The sequence below is a fragment of the Kitasatospora sp. NPDC001309 genome (assembly GCF_042896295.1).
Lineage (GTDB): Bacteria > Actinomycetota > Actinomycetes > Streptomycetales > Streptomycetaceae > Kitasatospora.
Genome location: NZ_JBIAXC010000019.1, coordinates 58567 through 76248, shown reverse-complemented (window position 1 = coordinate 76248; position 17682 = coordinate 58567). Strand labels below are relative to the sequence as shown.

Genomic DNA, 17682 nt, shown 5'->3' with positions numbered 1-17682 from the left:
GCGCGCCTTCCGGCGCGCGCCCGCACCGTCGTACACGAGGGCTGAGAGATGGCAGTGCTACCTGAGGGCACACCCTGCTGGGCCGACGCGATGTTCACCGACCTGGAGGGCGCCAAGGCCTTCTACGGGGACGTCCTCGGCTGGACCTTCGGCGAGAGCTCGTCGGAGTACGGCAACTACACCCAGGCCTATTCGGACGGCAAGGCGGTGGCCGCGATCGTGCCGCCGATGCCCGGCCAGCAGGCGCAGTCCGCCTGGTGCCTGTACCTCGCCTCGCCGGACGCCGCCGCCACCGCCGAGCGGATCCGCACCAACGGCGGCGAGGTGGTGATGGGGCCGATGCAGGTCGGCGACTTCGGCACCATGGTGATCGCCAAGGACCCGGGCGGGGTCGTGTTCGGGGTCTGGCAGGGCGGCACCCACGAGGGCTTCGAGAAGCAGGACGCGCCCGGCGCGTACGCCTGGGCCGAGCTCGTCACCCGCGAGCCCGGGAAGGCCGACGCCTTCTTCCCGGCCGTCTTCCCGTACGGCGTGCGGAAGATGGACTCCGAGCAGTTCGACTACCGGATGTTCCTGGTCGGCGGCCGGCCGGTGCTGGGCCGGATGGGCGCGGAGGGCGACTTCCTGCCGCCCGAGGCGCCCTCGTACGTGAGCGTCTACTTCGCCGTGGACGACACCGACGCCGCGATCGGACGGCTGACGGCGCGCGGCGGCAAGGTGTACTTCGGCCCGATGGACAGCCCGTTCGGGCGGTTCGCGGCGGTCGGCGACCAGCAGGGTGCGGCCTTCGGGCTGATCGACCTGGGCCGCACGGTGGGGGACCAACCGCCGACGGTGGACGTCTGATGGGCGAGCGCGAGGACCTCGTCGAGACCCTGGACAAGCACCGCGGCCTGCTGCGACGCACCGTCCGGGACCTCACCGACGAGGAGGCGGCGCGGCGCACCACCGCCAGTGAGCTGTGCCTGGGCGGCCTGATCAAGCACGTGGCGGCGGTGGAGGCGCGCTGGGCGCGGTTCATCACCGGGGGAGCGGAGGCGATGCGCGGCGGGGACGGCGGCTCCGGTGGGCACGGCGGCTCCGGTGCCGGCGGCGTCGACGAGTGGGCGGCGCAGTTCCGGATGGCCGAGGGCGAGACCCTGGCCGGGCTGCTCGCCGGGTACGAGGCGGTGGCGCGCGGCACGGACGAGCTGGTCCGGAGCCTGCCCGACCTCGACCACGGCCACCCGCTGCCGTCGGCGCCCTGGTTCGAGCCGGGGGCGAGCTGGTCGGCCCGACGGGTGCTGCTGCACCTGATCGCGGAGACCGCGCAGCACGCCGGGCACGCGGACATCATCCGGGAGGCGCTGGACGGGGCGAAGTCGATGGGCTGAGCGGGTGACCCCCACACCTCGGCTCACACCTCGGCTCACACCTCGGCTCACACCTCGGCTCACACCTCGACGCCGAGCAGCTCGCGCAGCGCCCGGCCGCCGTCCGGGGTGACCCGCAGGGCCCGGCCGGAGCCGATCCGCTCGACCCAGGCGCGGTCCAGCGCGGTGCGGCAGAGCGCCGCGCCGAGCGCGCCGCCCAGGTGGCTGCGGCGCTCCGTCCAGTCCAGGCAGCTGCGCACCACCGGGCGCCCGCCCGGGCGGCCGGCCCGGGCCGGCAGGTCGATCCGCTGGGCGGCCAGCCAGGCGTGGCCGCGCTCGGTGACGGCGAGCCCGGCGCGGTCGCTGACCAGGCCGCGGTCGATCAGGGCCTCGGCGACGGCCACGCCGAGGCGCCCGGCCAGGTGGTCGTAGCAGGTGCGGGCGCGGGCCTCGGCGCTCTGCCGGGTGGCCTCGCGCAGGGTCCTGGGCGCCGGTCCGGCCCGGCGGGCGGGCTCGCCGGGACTCCCGTCGGCCGTACCCCCGGCGGGCTCCGGGCCGGTCTCGGCGAAGACGGTGAGGTCCTCGATCAGGGTCGCGACGGCGGGCGAGGCCAACCGGACGTACCGGTGCCGCCCCTGGCGTTCCTCGCTCAGCAGGCCGCCCGCGATCAGCCGGGACAGGTGCTCGCTGGCCGTGGACGGCGCGACCCCGGCCGCCCGGGCCAGCTCGCCCGCCGTCCAGGCGCGGCCGTCCAGCAGGGTGGAGCAGAAGGCGGCGCGGGTGGGGTCGGCGAGCAGCGCGGCGAGGGCGGCGAGCGGGGAGCCGCGGTGGTCCACCGGCGTGCGTTCGTGGTCGGGCATGCCTCCATGGTCGTCCCGGCACGGTTCGGCCGGGGCCGAAACGACTCGGGGCCACGATGACGGCATGAACGAAGTGATCTTCGCCCGCTACGAGGACGTGACCGCGGCCCTGGCCGACCCGGCGCTGGTCCCGCCGCCCGCGACGCCCGGCCGGTACGGCACGGTGGCCTGGCTGCGGTCCACCGTCGCCCGGTTCAGCGCGGGCGAGCCGCACGCCCGCCGCCGGGCGCTCGTCCTCGCCGACCTGGCCCGGCTGGACCCGGGCCGGCTGCGGATCCTGGCCGCGGGCGGCTACGAACCGGACGTACGGCTGCGGGTGGTGCGGGTGCTGGCGACGGCGCTGGGGCTGGCCGGGCCGGAGGCCGTCGCGCGGGACGTGAAGGCGGTCGCCCGGGCGTACTTCGACCCGGCGCCGGACGGTTCGGCGCCATCCGGCTCGGTGGCGGAGGCGGACGCGGCGGTGGCCCGGCTGCTGCCCGCGATGGGCGACGCCGACGCGGAGACGGCGGCGAACCGGATCGGCCTGCTGGTGCAGGCCTGCGAGGCCACCGCGGCCCTGGTCGAGCACGCCCGGCGCGGCGGCGGGGTACCGGACCTGGCGGCGGTGCTGCGGGAGGACCCGCCGGTCCGGGCGATGCGCCGGTTCGCCGCCCGGGCGACCGTGGTCGGCGGGGTCGCCGTGCCGGCCGGCGCGCGGGTGCTGCTCGACCTGGACGCCGCCCGGGAGCCCGGGCGGGAACCGCTGGCCTTCGGCGCCGAGCCCCGGCTCTGCCCGGGCCGCGCGCACGCCCTGGTGATCGCCGAGGGCATCCTGTTCGGCGCCTCCGACCCGGCGGACGGCTCGGGCCCGCCGGCCGGGGAGCAGCCCGGCCCGGCCGAACCGGCCGAGCTGATCCCGGCGGCGGTCCGGCACGTGCTCGCCCTGGCGGACACCTGGACGGCCTGGGACGGCCGACCGGTGGTCAACGCCGACGGCCGGACGTACATCCCGCACAAGGTGGTGCGCCGGGTCGCCGACCACCTGCTCGACCACCTGGCCGAGGTGGAGGCCCGGCTGGTCGGCGAACCGACCGCGCCCGACCACTGGCACGCCTCCCTGGTCACCACCCCGGCCGACCTGGCGCCGTTCACCGCCGCCGACCTGGACGAGGCCCGCAGCCGGCTCACCCGGCTCGGCGCGATCTGGGCCCACCGGGTCGCCGCGCTGCCGGATCGGCAGCTCGACGACTCGCCGGGGACGGGCTGGAGCATCCGGCAGATCGTCCGTCACCTCGCCGAGGCCGCCGCCTACTACGCGGACTCGCTGGGCCCCGTCGGCCCGGTCGGCCCCGTCGGCCCCGTCGTCCCGGTCGGAGCCGCTCCGGCCGCACCCGCCACCACGACCGAGGAGCAGACCCGATGACCACCCCCGACCCGATGACCACCCCTGCCCCGATGACCACCCCCGCCCCGCCGACCGCCTTCGCGGCCCTGCACCACCGCCCCGGCCGCCCGCTGCTGCTCCCGAACGCCTGGGACCACGCCTCCGCCGCCGCCCTGGCCGCCGCCGGCCACCCCGCGATCGGCACCACCAGCCTGGGAGTGGCGGCCGCCGCCGGACTGCCCGACGGCGCGGCCGCCACCCGCGCGGAGACCGTCCGGCTGGCCCGCCGGCTGGGCCGCGACGACTACCTGCTGAGTGTCGACGTGGAATCCGGATTCAGTGACGACCCGGTCGAAGTGGCCGCGCTGGCCGTGGAGTTGGCTGGCTTCGGGGTGGTCGGCATCAACCTGGAGGACGGCCGGCCGGACGGCACCCTGGCGGCGGTCGAGCTCCACGCGGCCAAGGTCGCCGCGGTGAAGGCCGCCGTGCCGGAGCTGTTCGTGAACGCCCGCACCGACACCTACTGGTGCGGGCACGACGAGCCGGAGCCGGAGACCGTACGACGGTTGGACGCGTACCGACGGGCGGGCGCGGACGGCGTGTTCGTGCCCGGGCTGAGCGAGCCGGTGGCGATCGCCGAGCTGGTCGGAGGGCTGTCCGTCCCGCTCAACGTCCTCTGGACGCCGACCGGTCCGAGCCTCGCCGAGCTGGCCGGGCTCGGGGTGGCCCGGGTCAGCACGGGCGGGCTGCTGTACCGCGCGGCGCTGGCGGCGGCGGTGGCGACGGCCGCCGCGGTGGCCTCGGGCGGGCCGGTCGGTCCGCTGCCCGGCTACGCCGAGGTCCAGGCGCTGAGCGGGAGTTGACGACCTGCCGACGGGGTGCGGCGGTCCGGGATCAGGCCCTGGACCGCCGCGCCTCGACGCCGTCCAGGAGAATGTTGAGGCCGCGCAGGAAGCTGCTGTCCCGGCCCGCGTCGATCTCGTCCGGTACCTGGGTGGTGTACAGCCGGTGCAGTCGCGGGTGCGAGCGGGTGGCCTCGACGACGGCGGGCAGCAGCCGGTCCATGAACTCCTGCTCGCCCTGTCCGCTCCTGGTCAGCGCGCTCAGCCAGGCGGCCTCCACGGTGGCGGTGCCGATGGTGTAGCCCATGACGACGCCCATCACGTCGTTGGCCTCGCCGAGTTCGAAGCCGGCCGTCTCCATCAGGCCCAGCAGCGCCTCGGAGAGCCGCATCCAGTTGGGGCCGAGGTAGACCATCCCGACGTCGCCGATCATCGAGACCATCCACGGGTGGCGGACCACGGCCGCGCGCAGGCCCTCGGTGCACTCGACGATGGCGGCGCGCCAGACCGCCGGGTCCTCGGTGCCGGTGGCCCGGGGCAGCGGGAGTTCGCCGAAGACCTGGTCGACGACCAGGGCGAGCAGTTCCTCCTTGTTGGCGACGTGGGTGTAGAGGGAGGTCGCGCCGGCGTTGAGCCGGGCGCCGAGCTTGCGCATGCTCAGCGCCTCGATGCCGTCGGAGTCCAGCAGGGCGAAGGCCTCGGCGACGATCTGCTCGCGGCTGAGGGCCGGCTGGGTGCGCCGCTTCTGCGGGCGGTTCCACGGCGAGGCGAGGCCGGGCTGCGCTTCGGTCCGGTGCTCCGGCGCGGTGTCCTCCGACTTGGCCGTCATCAGGCCCTCCATTCCACGTGCCCCCTGGTCGGGTGCGGTCCGTCCAGCATAGGCCCCGGCGCCGAACACCGTACGGTCCTGCGAACACTGTGCGGCGGGCGCACACCGTACGGCCTTGCGCACAGTGTTCGGCCTCCGTACAGTGTTCGGCGTAGCGCACACCGTTCGGTCGGGGACGGCGGACGGTGTGCGCCACGGGGACTTCCGCGCGGCTGCCGCCGACGCGAGGACGTGCGCAGGGCTGCGGCCGACGCGCCGAACCGAAGGGGGAACGCGGTGGATCGTCACCCGCGTCGCTGGCTCATCCTGGTCGTGCTCTGCCTCAGCAGCCTGGTGCTGGTGATCGACAACATGGTGCTCACGGTGTCCATCCCGCCGATCGCGGAGGACCTCGGGGCCGGGGCGCAGGACATCCAGTGGATCATCGATTCGTACATCCTGGTCTTCGCCGGCCTGCTGCTGACCTCGGGCAGCCTGTCCGACCGGTTCGGGCGACGAAAAGTGATGATCATCGGACTGGTGCTGTTCGGCGCCGCCTCCCTGGTCGCCTCCGTCGCCTCCAGCCCCGGTGAACTGATCGCCGGCCGGGTGCTGATGGGCGTCGGCGGGGCCCTCGTGATGCCGAGCACGCTCTCCATCCTGATCACCGTCTTCGACGACGCGGAGCGGCCCAAGGCGATCGCCGCCTGGACCGCGGTGGCCATGGTCGGCCTGGTCGGCGGCCCGGTGCTGGGCGGCGTGCTGATCGCCCACTTCTGGTGGGGCGCGGTGTTCCTGCTCAACGTGCCGGTGGCGGCGGTGGCCGTCGTCGCGGCGATCGTCCTGATGCCCGAGTCCAAGGGCCCCTGGCGCAGGACCGACCTGCCCGGCATGGTGCTCTCGATGGTCGGCATGACCGCGCTGGTCTGGTCGATCATCGTCCTCCCGAAGGACGGCTTCGCCCACGTCAACACCCTCGGCCCGCTGGCCGTCGCGATCGCCGCACTGGTCGGCTTCGGCATCCGCCAGGTCCGCACCGATTCGCCGATGGTCCCGCTCAAGCTGTTCCGCAACCGGGTCTTCACCGGCGCCAGCTTCTCCCTCGTCCTGCTCACCTTCGCCACCGGCGGCCTGATGCTGGTGCTCACCCAGTACCTGCAGTTCGTGCTGGAGTTCTCGCCCACCGACACCGGCCTGGCCTTCATCCCGCTGGCCGTCGCCTCGCTCGCCTTCAACGTGATCGGCGCCGCGATCGGCAAGAAGGTCCCCGCGCGGGTGGTGACCTCGATCGGCATGGTGGTCATCGCGGGCGGCTTCGGCCTGCTGGCCACCCTCTCGGTCGGCGACGGCTTCCCCAAGGTCGCCCTCGCCATGCTGGTCCTCGGCGTCGGCTCCGGCCTCGGCATGCCGGCCGCCGCCAACGCGCTGATGGGGGCCATCCCCGGTGAGCACGCCGGCGTCGGCTCCGCGCTCAACGACACCATCCAGCAGTCCGGAGCCGCCCTGGGCGTGGCCGTCCTCGGCACCGTGCTCTCCAGCACCTACACCGGCGCCATGCCCGCCGACGCCCCCGCCGCGGCCCGGCACGGCATCACCGACGCCCTCGCCCTCTCCGCCGGCAGCGGCGACGGCGCCCTGGCCCGGGTCGCCCGGGAGGCCTTCAACACCGCCACCTCCACCACCTTCACGGTCGGCGGGATCGCGGCCCTGGTCGCGGCGGCGCTCACCCTGGTGCTGATGCGGGGCGGGCCGGCGGGCGGGGCGGGGCCGGCGGCCGGGGAGGGCACCGAGGCCGAGGTGGCGGTCGCCGAGGTGGCGGCCTGACCGTACGCCCTTGGGCTCAGGTGCCCCGAAGGCAGCCCGAAGGCCTCGACCGGTTCGCCGGTCGGGGCCTTCGGGCGCTCCGGAACGCGGTGCCCGTGCGGCGCGCGTAGCCTTCGAACATGCCCACCGACTACGCGGAACGCGCGTCCAGGCTGCCCGGGGCGGTGCTGTGGACGAAGGGCCCGAGCGTGGGCGCCGACGGCGGTGGCCTGGTGCTGCCGGACGGCTGCATGGACCTGCTCTGGACCGAGGGCCGGCTGCTGGCCGCCGGACCGGACACCCGGGCGTTCCGGCCCGGCCCCGAGCTGCCCGGCCCGTGGGCCGGCGTCCGCTTCCGGCCCGGCACCGGGCCCCTGCTGCTCGGCGTACCGGCCTCCGAACTACGCGACCGCCGCGTCGGGTTGGCGGACCTGCTGCCCGGCGCCGAGGTGCGCCGACTGACCGGGCGGATCGCCGCCGCCCCCGACCCGGCCGCCGCCCTGGAGGAGCTGGCGCTGCACCTGGCCGCCGCGGCCCGGCCCGAGGACCCGCTGGTACGGGCGGTGGCCGGCGCGCTCGCGGCCGGGCGCAGCGTCGCGGCGACCGCCGAGGCGGTCGGGCTCGGCGCCCGGCAACTGCACCGCCGCTCACTGGCCGCTTTCGGCTACGGTCCCAAGACACTGGCCCGGATCCTGCGGCTGCAGCGCGCCCTGCGGTTGGCCCGCGCCGGCGTCCCGCTCGCCGACACGGCGGCCCGGACGGGCTACGCCGACCAGGCTCACCTGTCGCGCGACGTACGGGAGTTGGCGGGCGTCCGGGTGACGGACCTGCTGCCGGGCGGGCCGTAGCCCGGATCCCCGGACGGGCGCGTCGGAGCGGGCGTCGGAGCGGGCCTGGGACGGACCTCGGACGGACCCCGGACGGGCCTCGGAGCGGGCCCTGCCGTCAGCCCTGGAGCGGCGCGAGCAGGTCGACCCCGTTGCCGTCCGGGTCGCGCAGCGAGGCGTAGCGCTGGCCCCAGAAGGCGTCCCAGGGCTTGAGTTCGCCCTGGTACCCGGCCTCGGTCAGCTCCTGGTACACCGCGTCCACGTGCGCCGGGCTCTGGCAGCGGAAGGCCAGGGCGGCCCGGGCGCCGCCGGTCGGCGGCTGCCAGTCCGGGTGGAAGGAGCGGATGGTCGATTCGGCGTCCAGGACCAGGAGCAGCCCACCGGGCAGCTCGGCCTCGACGTGCGGCTCCTGCTCGGAGCCCTCGGGGAAGACCAGTCCCAGCCGCCGGTAGAAGGCGACGGAGGCGGCCATGTCGGAGACGGCCAGGCCGATGAAGGCGAACCGTGGTGCGGATGTGCTGTCCATGGCTCCGACGGTAGGCGGCCCACGGGAGCGGGGTCTTGAAGGAATCGGACGTCCCCGCCCGCTACCCTCCGGTCATGTCGAACAGCACATCCGACCTGGACGAACCGATCCACGTCGTCCCGTACGACCCGGCCTGGGCCGGTCTCGGCCGGGCCCTGGCTGAGCGGCTCGCGGCCGGGCTGCGCGGGCTTCCGGGGGCGGTCGGGCTTCCGGGGGCGGTCGGGGTCGAGCACATCGGCTCGACCTCGGTGCCCGGCCTGGCCGCCAAGCCGGTGCTCGACGTACAGGTCGGCTGCGCGCCCGGGGACGTCGACATGGTGGTCGCGCACGTCCGCGCCCTCGGCTTCGAGGACCTCGGCGAGTCCGGCGTACCCGGTCGGCGCTACCTGCGGCGGCGGGCGGAGCAGCCGGCCAACGTCCACGTGGTGGCGCTGGGCGGCGGGCTGTGGACCGACAACCTGCTGCTCCGCGACCACCTGCGGGCCCACCCGGAGGCGGCCGCCTGCTACGCCCGGGCCAAGCGGGAGGCGGCCGCGGCCACCGGGCGGCTGCTCGCGTACTCGGCGCACAAGGCGGCGACGGTGGCGGAACTCCTGGCCGAGGCACGGGAGACGGGGGCCTGATCAGCCCGCCGTCGGCCGCTCCTTGTACTGTCGATCACACTGTCGATCTTGGGAACAGTGACACCAGTACGGGGGAATGACGCATGTTCAGGACCGATCCGGAGACGCCCGACGCCTACCGCACCCCGGTCGAGGAGGTCTTCATCCGCAACCACCTCGGCCGGCGACCGGAGCTCGACGCCGACAGCTGGTCGCTCACCGTCGAAGGCCTGGTGGAACGGCCCCTGCGGCTGGACTTCCGGGCCCTCCGGGGGCTGCCGCAGACCAGGTTCACCGCCGTCCACGAGTGCTTCGGCAATCCGCTGCACCCGACCGTGCCGACCAGGGCCGTGACCAACCTGGACTGGGAGGGCGTCCCGCTCGCCGAGGTGCTGGCGCTGGCCGGCCCGCTCCCGCAGGCCCGGCACGTCTGGCTGGAGGGCGCCGACCGGGGCGACTTCGCGGGGGAGAGCGACGTGAGCTTCCTCAAGGACCTCCCGCTGGAGCAGGCCCGCACCGAGGTGGTCCTCGCGCACCGGATGAACGGCGAACCGCTGGCCCCCGACCACGGGCACCCGGTGCGTGCGGTGGCGCCGCGGATGTTCGGCACCAACTCGGTCAAGTGGCTGACCAGGATCGTGCTGGCCGCCGAACGTGCCGAGCACCTCTTCACCACCCGCCTGTACACCCGGGTCCTGCCGGGGGAGAGCGAGGTCCGGCCGGTCCGCGAGAAGGACGTCTGCAGCAAGCTGCTCAGCCTCAAGGACGGCTCCACCGTCCCCGCCGGGGTCCGTGAACTGGCGGGCTACGCCTGGAGTTCCACCGAGGTGACGGCCGTCGAGGTCGCGGTGGACGACGCCGACTGGCAGCCCGCCGAGCTGGACGGGCGCGGCCCGGACCCGAGTTGGCAGCGGTTCCGGCTCCGGCACGACCTCGCCCCGGGGGCGCACCGGATCCGCTGCCGGGCCACCGACTCCGCGGGGCGGGTGCAGCCGCTCACCGGTGACCGGAACGCCGTCCACGAGATAGCCGTCGTGGCGGTGTGACGCCTGCCCGCCTCTCCGCGGCTCCGCTGTGACACCCGTCCGCGGCTCTGCCGTGACACCCGTCGGTCGCTCCGCTGTGACACCCGTCGGCCGGATTCAGCGGCTGACGGGGCCGGCGGTGATCGCCGGGCGGACCTTGGTCAGCATCAGCTGGAGGAACCGGTCGGGGTGGCGGAAGCTCGCGAAGTGGCTGGCGTCGTCGATCAGCGCGAAGTCCTTGACCGGCGCGGTCACGTCGTCGAAGAAGCGGCGGGCCGGCGCAGGCGGGGTGAGGACGTCGTCGGCGCCCTGGAAGACGAAGAACGGGATGCGGAAGTCGGTGCCCTCGGCCCGCTCGTCGAAGGTCGCGGCCTCCAGCTGGAGCTGCTCGGAGAACTCCATGGCCTTCAGGTAGGACCGCAGCCCGCGCAGGGTGTGCAGCGGTGAGAACCAGAGCGAGCGCATCACCACGGTCTTCATGGTGTCGTAGGAGAGCGGGTCGCTGGTGAGGACCAGCTTGTTGTACTCGGCGACGTCCTTGGTGGTCCACCGGGTGCGGTCGGCGCCCATGGCCAGGGCGGTGGCCAGCTCCTTCTCCTTCTTCCGGCCCGCCGCGCGCAGCCGGGCGACGAGGGCGTCGTAGGCGGTGCGCTCCCGGCCGCCGTCGATGATGTTCTGGTCGGTGCCGACGTAACCGGAGTACAGCTCCGGGTGGTTGCGGGCCAGCCGCAGGCCGAGGACGGTGCCGAAGGAGTTGGCGACCAGCAGCAGCCGGTCGACCCCGAGCCGGGTGCGCAGGTGCTCGGTGACCTCCAGGGCGTCGCGGTACAGCTGCGGGTAGCTGAGCTCGCCCTGCCCCTCCGGGCCGCCGGCGGCGAAGGTGAAGCCGGCGCCGCGCATGTCCCAGCGGACGATCGTGAAGTGCTTCTCCCAGCTGTGGGTGCGGGGGAGGAAGACCAGGTTGGAGGCGCCGGGGCCGCCGAGGATCTCCAGGATCACCGGGTTGCGGCGGTCCTCGCCGCGGACGGAGACCCACTGGTCGATGCCGCCGATCCGGACGAAGCCGGACTCCTCGATGCCGTTCGGCGCGGTGATCCGCAGCTCCTTCGCGAACGCCGCGCGCTTGAGCTGCCGGTAGCCCAGCAGTCCGGCGACGGGAGTGGCGAGGGCGGCGGTGGTGACGGTGGCGATGGTGGCAAGCATGGTGTATCCCCCAAACTGTTTACCGCGTCAGCAGATGTGTTTAAGGTATATACAGTTCTGGGTGCTGTCAACGGGCGCCGCACGGGCGCCGCGCACGGACATGGCACGGACGTCGCACGGGCGCCGCACCGACATGGCACGGACATCGCACTGGATTCGAGGAGGAGACCGGGATGGCCAAGGAGAAGGCACGCGATCTGCGTGCGGGCGTCGCACTGCTGTGGGGCGAGCAGGAGCAGCCCACCCGCGGGCCCAAGCCCAGCCTGACCCCCCAGCGCATCGCCGCCGCCGCCGTGGTGATCGCCGACGCCGAGGGGCTGGACGCGGTCTCGATGAGCAAGGTCGGTGCCGAGTTCGGCGTCTCGGCCATGGCGCTCTACCGCTACGTGCCCGGCAAGGCCGAACTGGTCGAGCTGATGGTCGAGTCCGTGCTCGCCGGGGCCCCCGACCTGTCAGCCGCCGGCGACGGCTGGCGGGAGCGCATCACCGAGTGGGCCCGCCGCTCCGCCGCGATCCACCGCGCCCACCCGTGGCTGCTGGCCGCCACCGCCATGCGCCGCCAGCTGATGGGCCCCCACCAGCTCGGCTGGCTCGACGCGGCCCTCGCCGCCCTGGAGCCCTCCGGCCTGAGCGCCGCCGAGCAGCACCGGGTCTTCGTCCTGGTCGCCGGCCTGGTCCGCACCCTCGTCCAGCAGGACCTCGACTTCGACGAGCAGCACAGCCGGGAGTGGAGCCGCCTCACCAACGAACTCCTGGCGCGCCACGCCGACCGCTTCCCCACCCTCACCCGGGCCATCGCCGCCGGCGCCTTCGCCCCCGACCCCGTCGACCCCCTGGAGTTCGGCCTCGCCCGCATCCTCGACGGCGTCCAACTCCTCCTCGACCGCCCCACCGCCCCCGCCCTGCCGGCCTGACCCGGCCCGCCTGGCCCCACCCCCGTCTGACCCCGCCCCGCCCCCGGCCCGGCCCGCCGCAGCAGCGATCCGGACCGGGGGCGGTCGCGGTCGGACGCTACTTCGCCAGCAGGATCGCGTACTCGCGGATCAGTGCGGCGGTGCCGTCCTCGATCCGGGCGAAGACGAACACCTCGTCGAGCGAGCTGAACGACCCGAGCTCCCGGCGTGCCGCCACGATGCTCTCGGCCAGGGCGGGTTCGATCGAGCAGGCCGCGGCGATCGCACCGGCCGGTGCGTGGTTGAGGTCGATGAGGCCGCCGTCGTCGTACTCGCGCGACAGGTCGGGGCGTCCGATGTGCAGGTCGCGGGCCAGCACCGGGTCGTTCTGGGCGAGGGCCCGCGCCTCGTCGCGGCGGGCGCGGGCGGCGAGCCGGGCGGCGACCACGGGATCGGCCGCTGCGGGGTGGGGCGGCCGGTCCGCTCCGGCGGCCGGGCCGAAGACCTCCCGGCGGAGCGGGACCAACTGGTAGCAGGCGGTCACGATCACGGCGATCGCGAAGAGCACGGTGATGCCGCTCAGCACGTTGCCGACCGCGCCGACCGCGTTCCCCTTCGGGTCCTTCGGCGTCAGTGAGGAGAGCACCCCGAAGACGACCGCGGCGCCCGCGTAGCACCCGGCGCGGACCAGCAGGTCCTTGCGCTGCAGCCGGGCCGCCGCGTGGGCGAACGGGACGGCGCTGAACATCCCGGCCGACAGCAGGACGACGAGGAAGTACCAGAAGCCGGGCCGCCGTTGCCGGCCCGTCGGGGCGGGCGCCTCCCCGGTCGGCTGCGGGGTGCTGCTGCTGGTGGCGGTGTGGCGGAAACCGGTCCCGGGGACGGAGAGCGTGGTCTGGACCCGGCCGTCGGTCCGCCTGGTCACCCGGGCGCCCTTCGTCCCGGCGGAGTAGCTCAGGCCCGACTTGGAGGCCGTGACGCGGAACGGGCCCGCCTTGAAGCTCTTGCGGGAGGAGAAACCCATGCGGATGGCGCCCTTCGATGGTTCGTCGAGGGCGCCAGCCTTCCAGAGCGGATCCGTGTCGTGACGGACCGTTGTCGACTTGTGATGGTCATGTGACGGCCCCGGGCCCGGGCGGGGACGACCGACTCCGGGCCTGCGCACACGTGCGATCCCGTACCGGTCTACCGTCGTCCGACGCGCGCTACCGGTCGGCGGGGGCGTCGCCCGTGCGGAGGGTGAGGACGGTGATCTCGCTCGGGGCGAAGATCCGGAAGGGCGGGCCCCAGAAACCGGTGCCGCGGCTGGTGTAGAGCCTGGTCCGCTGCCCGTGCAGGCTCAGGCCGTGCACCACGGGCTGGTCGATCCGGACGAGGAAGTTGAACGGCCAGATCTGGCCGCCGTGGGTGTGTCCGGAGACCTGCAGGTCGATGCCGGCGGCCGCGGCCTGCGGGACGTACTTGGGCTGGTGGGCGACGAGCAGGACGGGCAGGTCCGGGTCCGCCCCCGCGAGGGCGCCGGCCAGGTCGGTACGGTGCCCGGCCAGGCCGGAGGACTCCGCGGTGACGTCGTCCACGCCGGCCAGCACCAGGGTGTCCCCGCCGCGCTCCACCAGCACGTGGCGGTTGTGCAGGGGTTCCCAGCCGAGGTCCGCCATGCGGTCCAGCCAGCCCTGGGCCTCCCCGCCGTACTCGTGGTTGCCCGTGACGTAGACCTTGGCCAGCCGGGCCCGGACGGTGCCGAGCGGCGCGGACTGCTCGCGGCGCTGGGCGGGGGTGCCGTCGGCGATGTCCCCGGCGTGGACGACCACGTCCGGGTCGAGCGCGTTGACCGCCTCGGTCACCCGCGCCGACCAGTCCGCCCGGTCGATCGGCCCGTAGTGGGTGTCGGCCAGCACCACGACCCTGGTCCCGTCCAGCCCGCCGCCGAGCCGCGGCAGGTGGACGTCCAGCCGCTTCACCCGGGGCACCCGCATCGCCTCGTGGTGCCCCCAGGCCAGCAGCCCGGCCGAGACCGCGGCCACCGCCACGGCCACCGCCCTGGCCCGGTCGGCGCCGCCGACGTCGAGCCCGCCCAGCACGAGGTTCACCAGGCCGCCCAGCACCGACCAGGTGAACAGGACCCACATCACCCCGAGGCTGGTGTCCCCGAGGCGCGCCGCCCGGTCGTTCCGCCGCGATCCGTGGCCCGCGACCATCAGGAACGGGAACGACACCAGCCAGACGGCGAACACCGCCGTGCCCGCCACGACCACGGGCAGCGGCCAGCCGGCCCCGGACCCGAGGAGCGTCCACCAGGGCGGCAGGCACAGCACCAGCAGGACGAACACCAGAACGGCCACCCGCCGAACCACCGACCGCCGCCGCCCCGGCCCCGCCGCCTCCGCCCCACCCGCAGGCCGTGCGGCAGCCGCGACCGCCCCGCCCTCCGCCCCGACCCCTGCTCCCGACCCGCCGGATCCGCTGTCAGCCACTGCGTCGCCCCTCACGTCTGGACCCCCTGCCCTCCCCATCATCCGCCACCCGCCACCCGCCACCCCACGAGCCCCGGCGGTTGATCAGACCAGGTAGTTCCCGCGAGGCTCTTGCGAGATCACCAGGTTGTACTTGCCGCCGGTCGTGCGTTCCAGGCTGATGTGCAGCCCGACGTAGTCGGTCTCCCGCATCTGCGGTGCCAGGACGCCCCAGTGGAGCACGGTGGGCACGTTTCCCTGCCCGGAGATCCTCTTGGGGTCGTGGCTGATCCTGAGCTCCTGGATGTCGTGGTCCGTGCCGTCGATCCAGGTGTGGAACCCGACGACGACCTCCTGCTCCGTGTCCTTGCCCTCGGTCGGCGTCCACGGCAGGCCGCCGAAGAAGTCGTCGCGGAAATAGTGCTTGTGGTCTATGGAGGCGTTCTCCTGGCTCAGGCGCAGGTTGCCGGTCGGATTGCTCGCCGCGGACTTCACCTGCTGTGCCGCGGTGTTGTCGAGCTGCTTGATCCAACGGCGCTGAACGTCCGAGGTCGGGAAGGGAGCGGGTCCCGCAAGCGCCGGCTTCTTCGCCGTCGTGGACGTCCCGGATGCGCCCGTCGCCTTGGGCGCCGGCTTCTTCGCGGCTGTCGTGCCGGGAGCGGGTGCGGTGGCGGTGGCGGGGGCGGTGGCGAGCGAGGCGATCTTGGAGCTCAGGCCCGGCAGCTTCCTCAGGCCGGCCAGCACCGGCTTGAACAGGCCGCTGATCGTCGCCGCGGTCGCGCTGTCGTTGTCCTCCGGCGTGTCCGACTTCTTCTTCTGCACGCGCCGTGCCCGGGACTCGGAACCGATGACGATGTCCCCGCTGTTCTCCAGGGCCGTGATGAGATCCGCCGTCAGGGGACTGCACGACTTCGTCTCGGCGATCAGGCCATCGAACCACGCCGACACCTGGTCCGTGACGTCCTTGCCTTCACCGGCGTCCCAGTCCGTCCACGTCGAGGCCTCGTAGTTCCAGCCGAGCCCGCCGGCCGTGAGGTTGCTCGAACCGACGAGCAGTGAGCGTTGGCCGGGCGAGGAGGCGAAGTAGACCTTGGGGTGGAAGGTGCGTCGCGGGTCGTGGAAGACGTAGCCCTCGTCGGCGACCTGGCGGGCGAGATCCAGTCCCTCCCTGGTGGCACCGCCCTCGCTGACTCCCAGGATCAGCAGCACCTTGCCGCCCTGGTCGCGGAACTCGTGGAGGGCGTCCCAGACCCGCCCGAGGCCGGACCGCTTGGCCCAGGCCACTGCGATCTTGAGCTCGTCGAACCCCCCGTCCCTCGCGTGCTCGATGAAGTCGACCAGGTTCGGCTGGTCGGCGAAGGGCTGCCCGGCGAAGCGAAATTTCATGCCTCCGAGGTTCCCACAGGGGGTATCGCGCGCCCCGAGACGGTGGGGTAGAAGCGTGGGGTAGAGTCACTGCTTCAGTAACTGAAGTGGAAGTGGATTTGATGCGGACACGGGACGAAGTGAGCGCCGACAAGCTGCGTGGGGGGTTCTACTCGCCCGATGTCCTCGTCGAGCTCTGCATCCGCCGGTCCGCCGAACTGCTTGACGGTCGCTCGGAACTCCGAGTGCTCGAGCCGTCCGCTGGGGACGGCGCTTTTCTCCGGGGGATCGGGCGCAGCGACATCGCCCGTCGCGTCCGGACGGTCGAAGCCGTCGAGATCTTCGCCGAGGAGGCCGCCAAGGCGGCCGGTGCGTTGGATGCGACAGGCGTGCAGGGGCGCGTGGTCAACCAGAACGTGCTCCAGTGGTCGCAGGGGCGAGACTCCGACTTCGACTGGGTGCTGGCCAACCCACCCTACGTGCGGTTCCAGTTCATCTCGGACGAGGACAAGCAGCGCGCCAAGGAGATCAGTTCCGGGCTGGGCACGGCGGGGACTTCCGTGTCGAACCTCTGGATTCCCGTCTTCCTCCTGTCCCTCTCGAAGCTGCAGGACGGCGGCGTCTTCTCCGTCATCCTCCCGACCGAGTTCCTGACCGGCATCTCGGCGAACGCTGTCCGTAACTGGCTCCTGGCCAACACGACCGACCTCACCATCGACCTCTTCAAGCCGGGCTCGTTCCCCTCGGTCCTGCAGGAGGTCCTGATTCTCAGCGGCCGCACGTCGAAGGGGGCCATCTCTCCTTCGACCATTCAGTTCCACGACCACAACGGCGGTATCCGATCCTGGTCGCACACGGTCGCGCCGGGTGCGGGCACTTGGACCAACTACCTGTTGTCGCCCGGACAGAACGACGCCCTGGCCGCCGTCCGGTCGATCTCCACGGTGGGGTCGCTCAGCAGCGTCGCACGGTTCAGCGTCTCGACCGTGACGGGCGCGAACGGCTACTTCTGCGTCGATTCCGAGCAGATCAAGGCGTACGCCCTCGAAGAGTGGGCGATCCCGCTGCTGCCGCGGTCGCGTCACGCCGAGGGGCTGGTCTTCACCACTGAGGAGCAGCAGGCGCTGGCCGACGCCGACCAGCCTGCCTGGCTCCTGAGCTTCGCGGCGACCAAGTCCTCGCCGGAGGCTCACGAGTCGGCGCGGCAGTACCTCGACGAGGGCGTCCGCCAGGAGATCGACCAACGCTTCAAGTGTCGCGTGCGCACGCCCTGGTACCGGGTCCCGGTCGTGCCTGCCGGTGACCTTCTGCTGTCCAAGCGGTCCAACCGCTACCCGCGCGTGATCTCCAACCACGCGAAGGTCGTCACGACCGACACCATCTACAAGGGGCAGATCCTCGCGGGGGCGCCGATCACGGCGGACGACTTCACCGCGGCGTTCCACAACTCGCTCACGATGCTCTCCGCGGAAGTCGAGGGGCGGAGTTTCGGCGGCGGCGTTCTCGAACTCGTGCCCAGCGAGGTCAGCGCGTTGCAGGTTCCCGTCGTCCCCGGCGCTGCTTCCGAGCTGGCGAAGCTCGACGAGATCTCCCGGACCTCCGAAGACCCGGAGGCCCTGATCGAAGCCACCGACGAGGCCCTCATCCGACTCATCCCGGCGCTCGACGCGCAAACGATGAGCGCCTTGAGCGACGCACGCCTCACGTTGATGGATCGCCGACTGCAGCGCACCCAATCGAAGTTCTACGGCTGAGCCCCC

General features: G+C 73.5%; 17 protein-coding genes. 10 read left to right on the top strand and 7 right to left on the bottom strand.

Translation table 11 applies throughout. From position 1 onward, the window contains the following. Positions 1-48: 48 nt before the first annotated feature. Entirely contained in the window at positions 49-846 is a 798-nt protein-coding gene (locus ACFY2K_RS20495; RefSeq protein WP_375882555.1) for a VOC family protein, read from the top strand. Continuing rightward, entirely contained in the window at positions 846-1373 is a 528-nt protein-coding gene (locus tag ACFY2K_RS20490) for a DinB family protein (RefSeq protein WP_375882553.1), read from the top strand. Before ACFY2K_RS20495 ends, ACFY2K_RS20490 begins: the two co-directional genes overlap by 1 nt. 59 nt (positions 1374-1432) lie before the next feature. On the opposite strand, the gene ACFY2K_RS20485 is transcribed toward ACFY2K_RS20490, so the two are convergent. Next, the gene (locus ACFY2K_RS20485) at positions 1433-2212 is read right to left on the bottom strand and encodes an ArsR/SmtB family transcription factor (protein ID WP_380523427.1); all 780 of its coding nucleotides are present in this window, start codon (positions 2210-2212) and stop codon (positions 1433-1435) included. A gap of 64 nt (positions 2213-2276) precedes the next feature. Between ACFY2K_RS20485 and ACFY2K_RS20480 the strand changes: the two genes are divergently transcribed. Both ACFY2K_RS20480 and ACFY2K_RS20475 read left to right on the top strand, forming a co-directional pair. Beyond that, the gene (locus ACFY2K_RS20480; RefSeq protein WP_387712985.1) at positions 2277-3614 is read left to right on the top strand and encodes a hypothetical protein; all 1338 of its coding nucleotides are present in this window, start codon (positions 2277-2279) and stop codon (positions 3612-3614) included. Further along, positions 3611-4438, top strand: a complete 828-nt coding sequence (locus ACFY2K_RS20475; RefSeq protein ID WP_387712982.1) for an isocitrate lyase/phosphoenolpyruvate mutase family protein — start codon at positions 3611-3613, stop codon at positions 4436-4438. Before ACFY2K_RS20480 ends, ACFY2K_RS20475 begins: the two co-directional genes overlap by 4 nt. A gap of 31 nt (positions 4439-4469) precedes the next feature. Here ACFY2K_RS20475 and ACFY2K_RS20470 read toward each other — a convergent pair whose 3' ends face one another. Next, complete coding sequence (locus tag ACFY2K_RS20470; RefSeq protein WP_387712979.1) at positions 4470-5246, bottom strand: TetR/AcrR family transcriptional regulator; 777 nt, start codon at positions 5244-5246, stop codon at positions 4470-4472. Positions 5247-5522: 276 nt separating this feature from the next. Between ACFY2K_RS20470 and ACFY2K_RS20465 the strand changes: the two genes are divergently transcribed. Both ACFY2K_RS20465 and ACFY2K_RS20460 read left to right on the top strand, forming a co-directional pair. Further along, positions 5523-7049, top strand: a complete 1527-nt coding sequence (locus ACFY2K_RS20465) for an MFS transporter (protein ID WP_380523430.1) — start codon at positions 5523-5525, stop codon at positions 7047-7049. 119 nt (positions 7050-7168) lie between these two features. Continuing rightward, the gene (locus ACFY2K_RS20460; protein ID WP_380523432.1) at positions 7169-7876 is read left to right on the top strand and encodes a helix-turn-helix domain-containing protein; all 708 of its coding nucleotides are present in this window, start codon (positions 7169-7171) and stop codon (positions 7874-7876) included. Positions 7877-7973: 97 nt separating this feature from the next. Here the strand turns inward: ACFY2K_RS20460 and ACFY2K_RS20455 are convergent, their stop codons facing one another. After that, on the bottom strand, positions 7974-8381 hold the full coding sequence (locus tag ACFY2K_RS20455) for a VOC family protein (protein ID WP_375882535.1): 408 nt from the start codon (positions 8379-8381) through the stop codon (positions 7974-7976). Positions 8382-8455: 74 nt separating this feature from the next. Here ACFY2K_RS20455 and ACFY2K_RS20450 point away from each other — a divergent pair, with 74 nt between their 5' ends. Both ACFY2K_RS20450 and ACFY2K_RS20445 read left to right on the top strand, forming a co-directional pair. After that, the gene (locus tag ACFY2K_RS20450) at positions 8456-9004 is read left to right on the top strand and encodes a GrpB family protein (protein ID WP_387712974.1); all 549 of its coding nucleotides are present in this window, start codon (positions 8456-8458) and stop codon (positions 9002-9004) included. An 83-nt stretch (positions 9005-9087) separates the two neighbouring features. Continuing rightward, positions 9088-10029, top strand: a complete 942-nt coding sequence (locus tag ACFY2K_RS20445; RefSeq protein WP_375882531.1) for a molybdopterin-dependent oxidoreductase — start codon at positions 9088-9090, stop codon at positions 10027-10029. Positions 10030-10125: 96 nt separating this feature from the next. Here the strand turns inward: ACFY2K_RS20445 and ACFY2K_RS20440 are convergent, their stop codons facing one another. Continuing rightward, positions 10126-11211 (bottom strand): alpha/beta fold hydrolase, encoded by a 1086-nt coding sequence (locus ACFY2K_RS20440; RefSeq protein WP_387712970.1) that lies wholly within the window; start codon positions 11209-11211, stop codon positions 10126-10128. A 173-nt stretch (positions 11212-11384) separates the two neighbouring features. Here ACFY2K_RS20440 and ACFY2K_RS20435 point away from each other — a divergent pair, with 173 nt between their 5' ends. Continuing rightward, positions 11385-12125 carry a TetR/AcrR family transcriptional regulator gene (locus ACFY2K_RS20435; protein WP_387712968.1) on the top strand — a complete coding sequence of 247 codons (741 nt, stop codon included), beginning with the start codon at positions 11385-11387 and terminating at the stop codon, positions 12123-12125. Between the two features lie 97 nt (positions 12126-12222). On the opposite strand, the gene ACFY2K_RS20430 is transcribed toward ACFY2K_RS20435, so the two are convergent. The 3 genes from ACFY2K_RS20430 to ACFY2K_RS20420 form a co-directional block, all read right to left on the bottom strand. Beyond that, positions 12223-13128, bottom strand: coding sequence for a DUF4236 domain-containing protein (locus ACFY2K_RS20430; RefSeq protein WP_387712966.1), 906 nt, complete (start codon positions 13126-13128; stop codon positions 12223-12225). A 181-nt stretch (positions 13129-13309) separates the two neighbouring features. Then, positions 13310-14446, bottom strand: a complete 1137-nt coding sequence (locus ACFY2K_RS20425; protein ID WP_380591394.1) for a metallophosphoesterase — start codon at positions 14444-14446, stop codon at positions 13310-13312. A 216-nt stretch (positions 14447-14662) separates the two neighbouring features. Next, positions 14663-15943 carry a phospholipase D-like domain-containing protein gene (locus ACFY2K_RS20420; protein WP_387712963.1) on the bottom strand — a complete coding sequence of 427 codons (1281 nt, stop codon included), beginning with the start codon at positions 15941-15943 and terminating at the stop codon, positions 14663-14665. Between the two features lie 86 nt (positions 15944-16029). Here ACFY2K_RS20420 and ACFY2K_RS20415 point away from each other — a divergent pair, with 86 nt between their 5' ends. Beyond that, positions 16030-17676: an Eco57I restriction-modification methylase domain-containing protein gene (locus tag ACFY2K_RS20415; protein WP_387712960.1), complete on the top strand. Its 1647-nt coding sequence runs from the start codon at positions 16030-16032 to the stop codon at positions 17674-17676. The last annotated feature ends 6 nt before the right edge of the window (positions 17677-17682 follow it).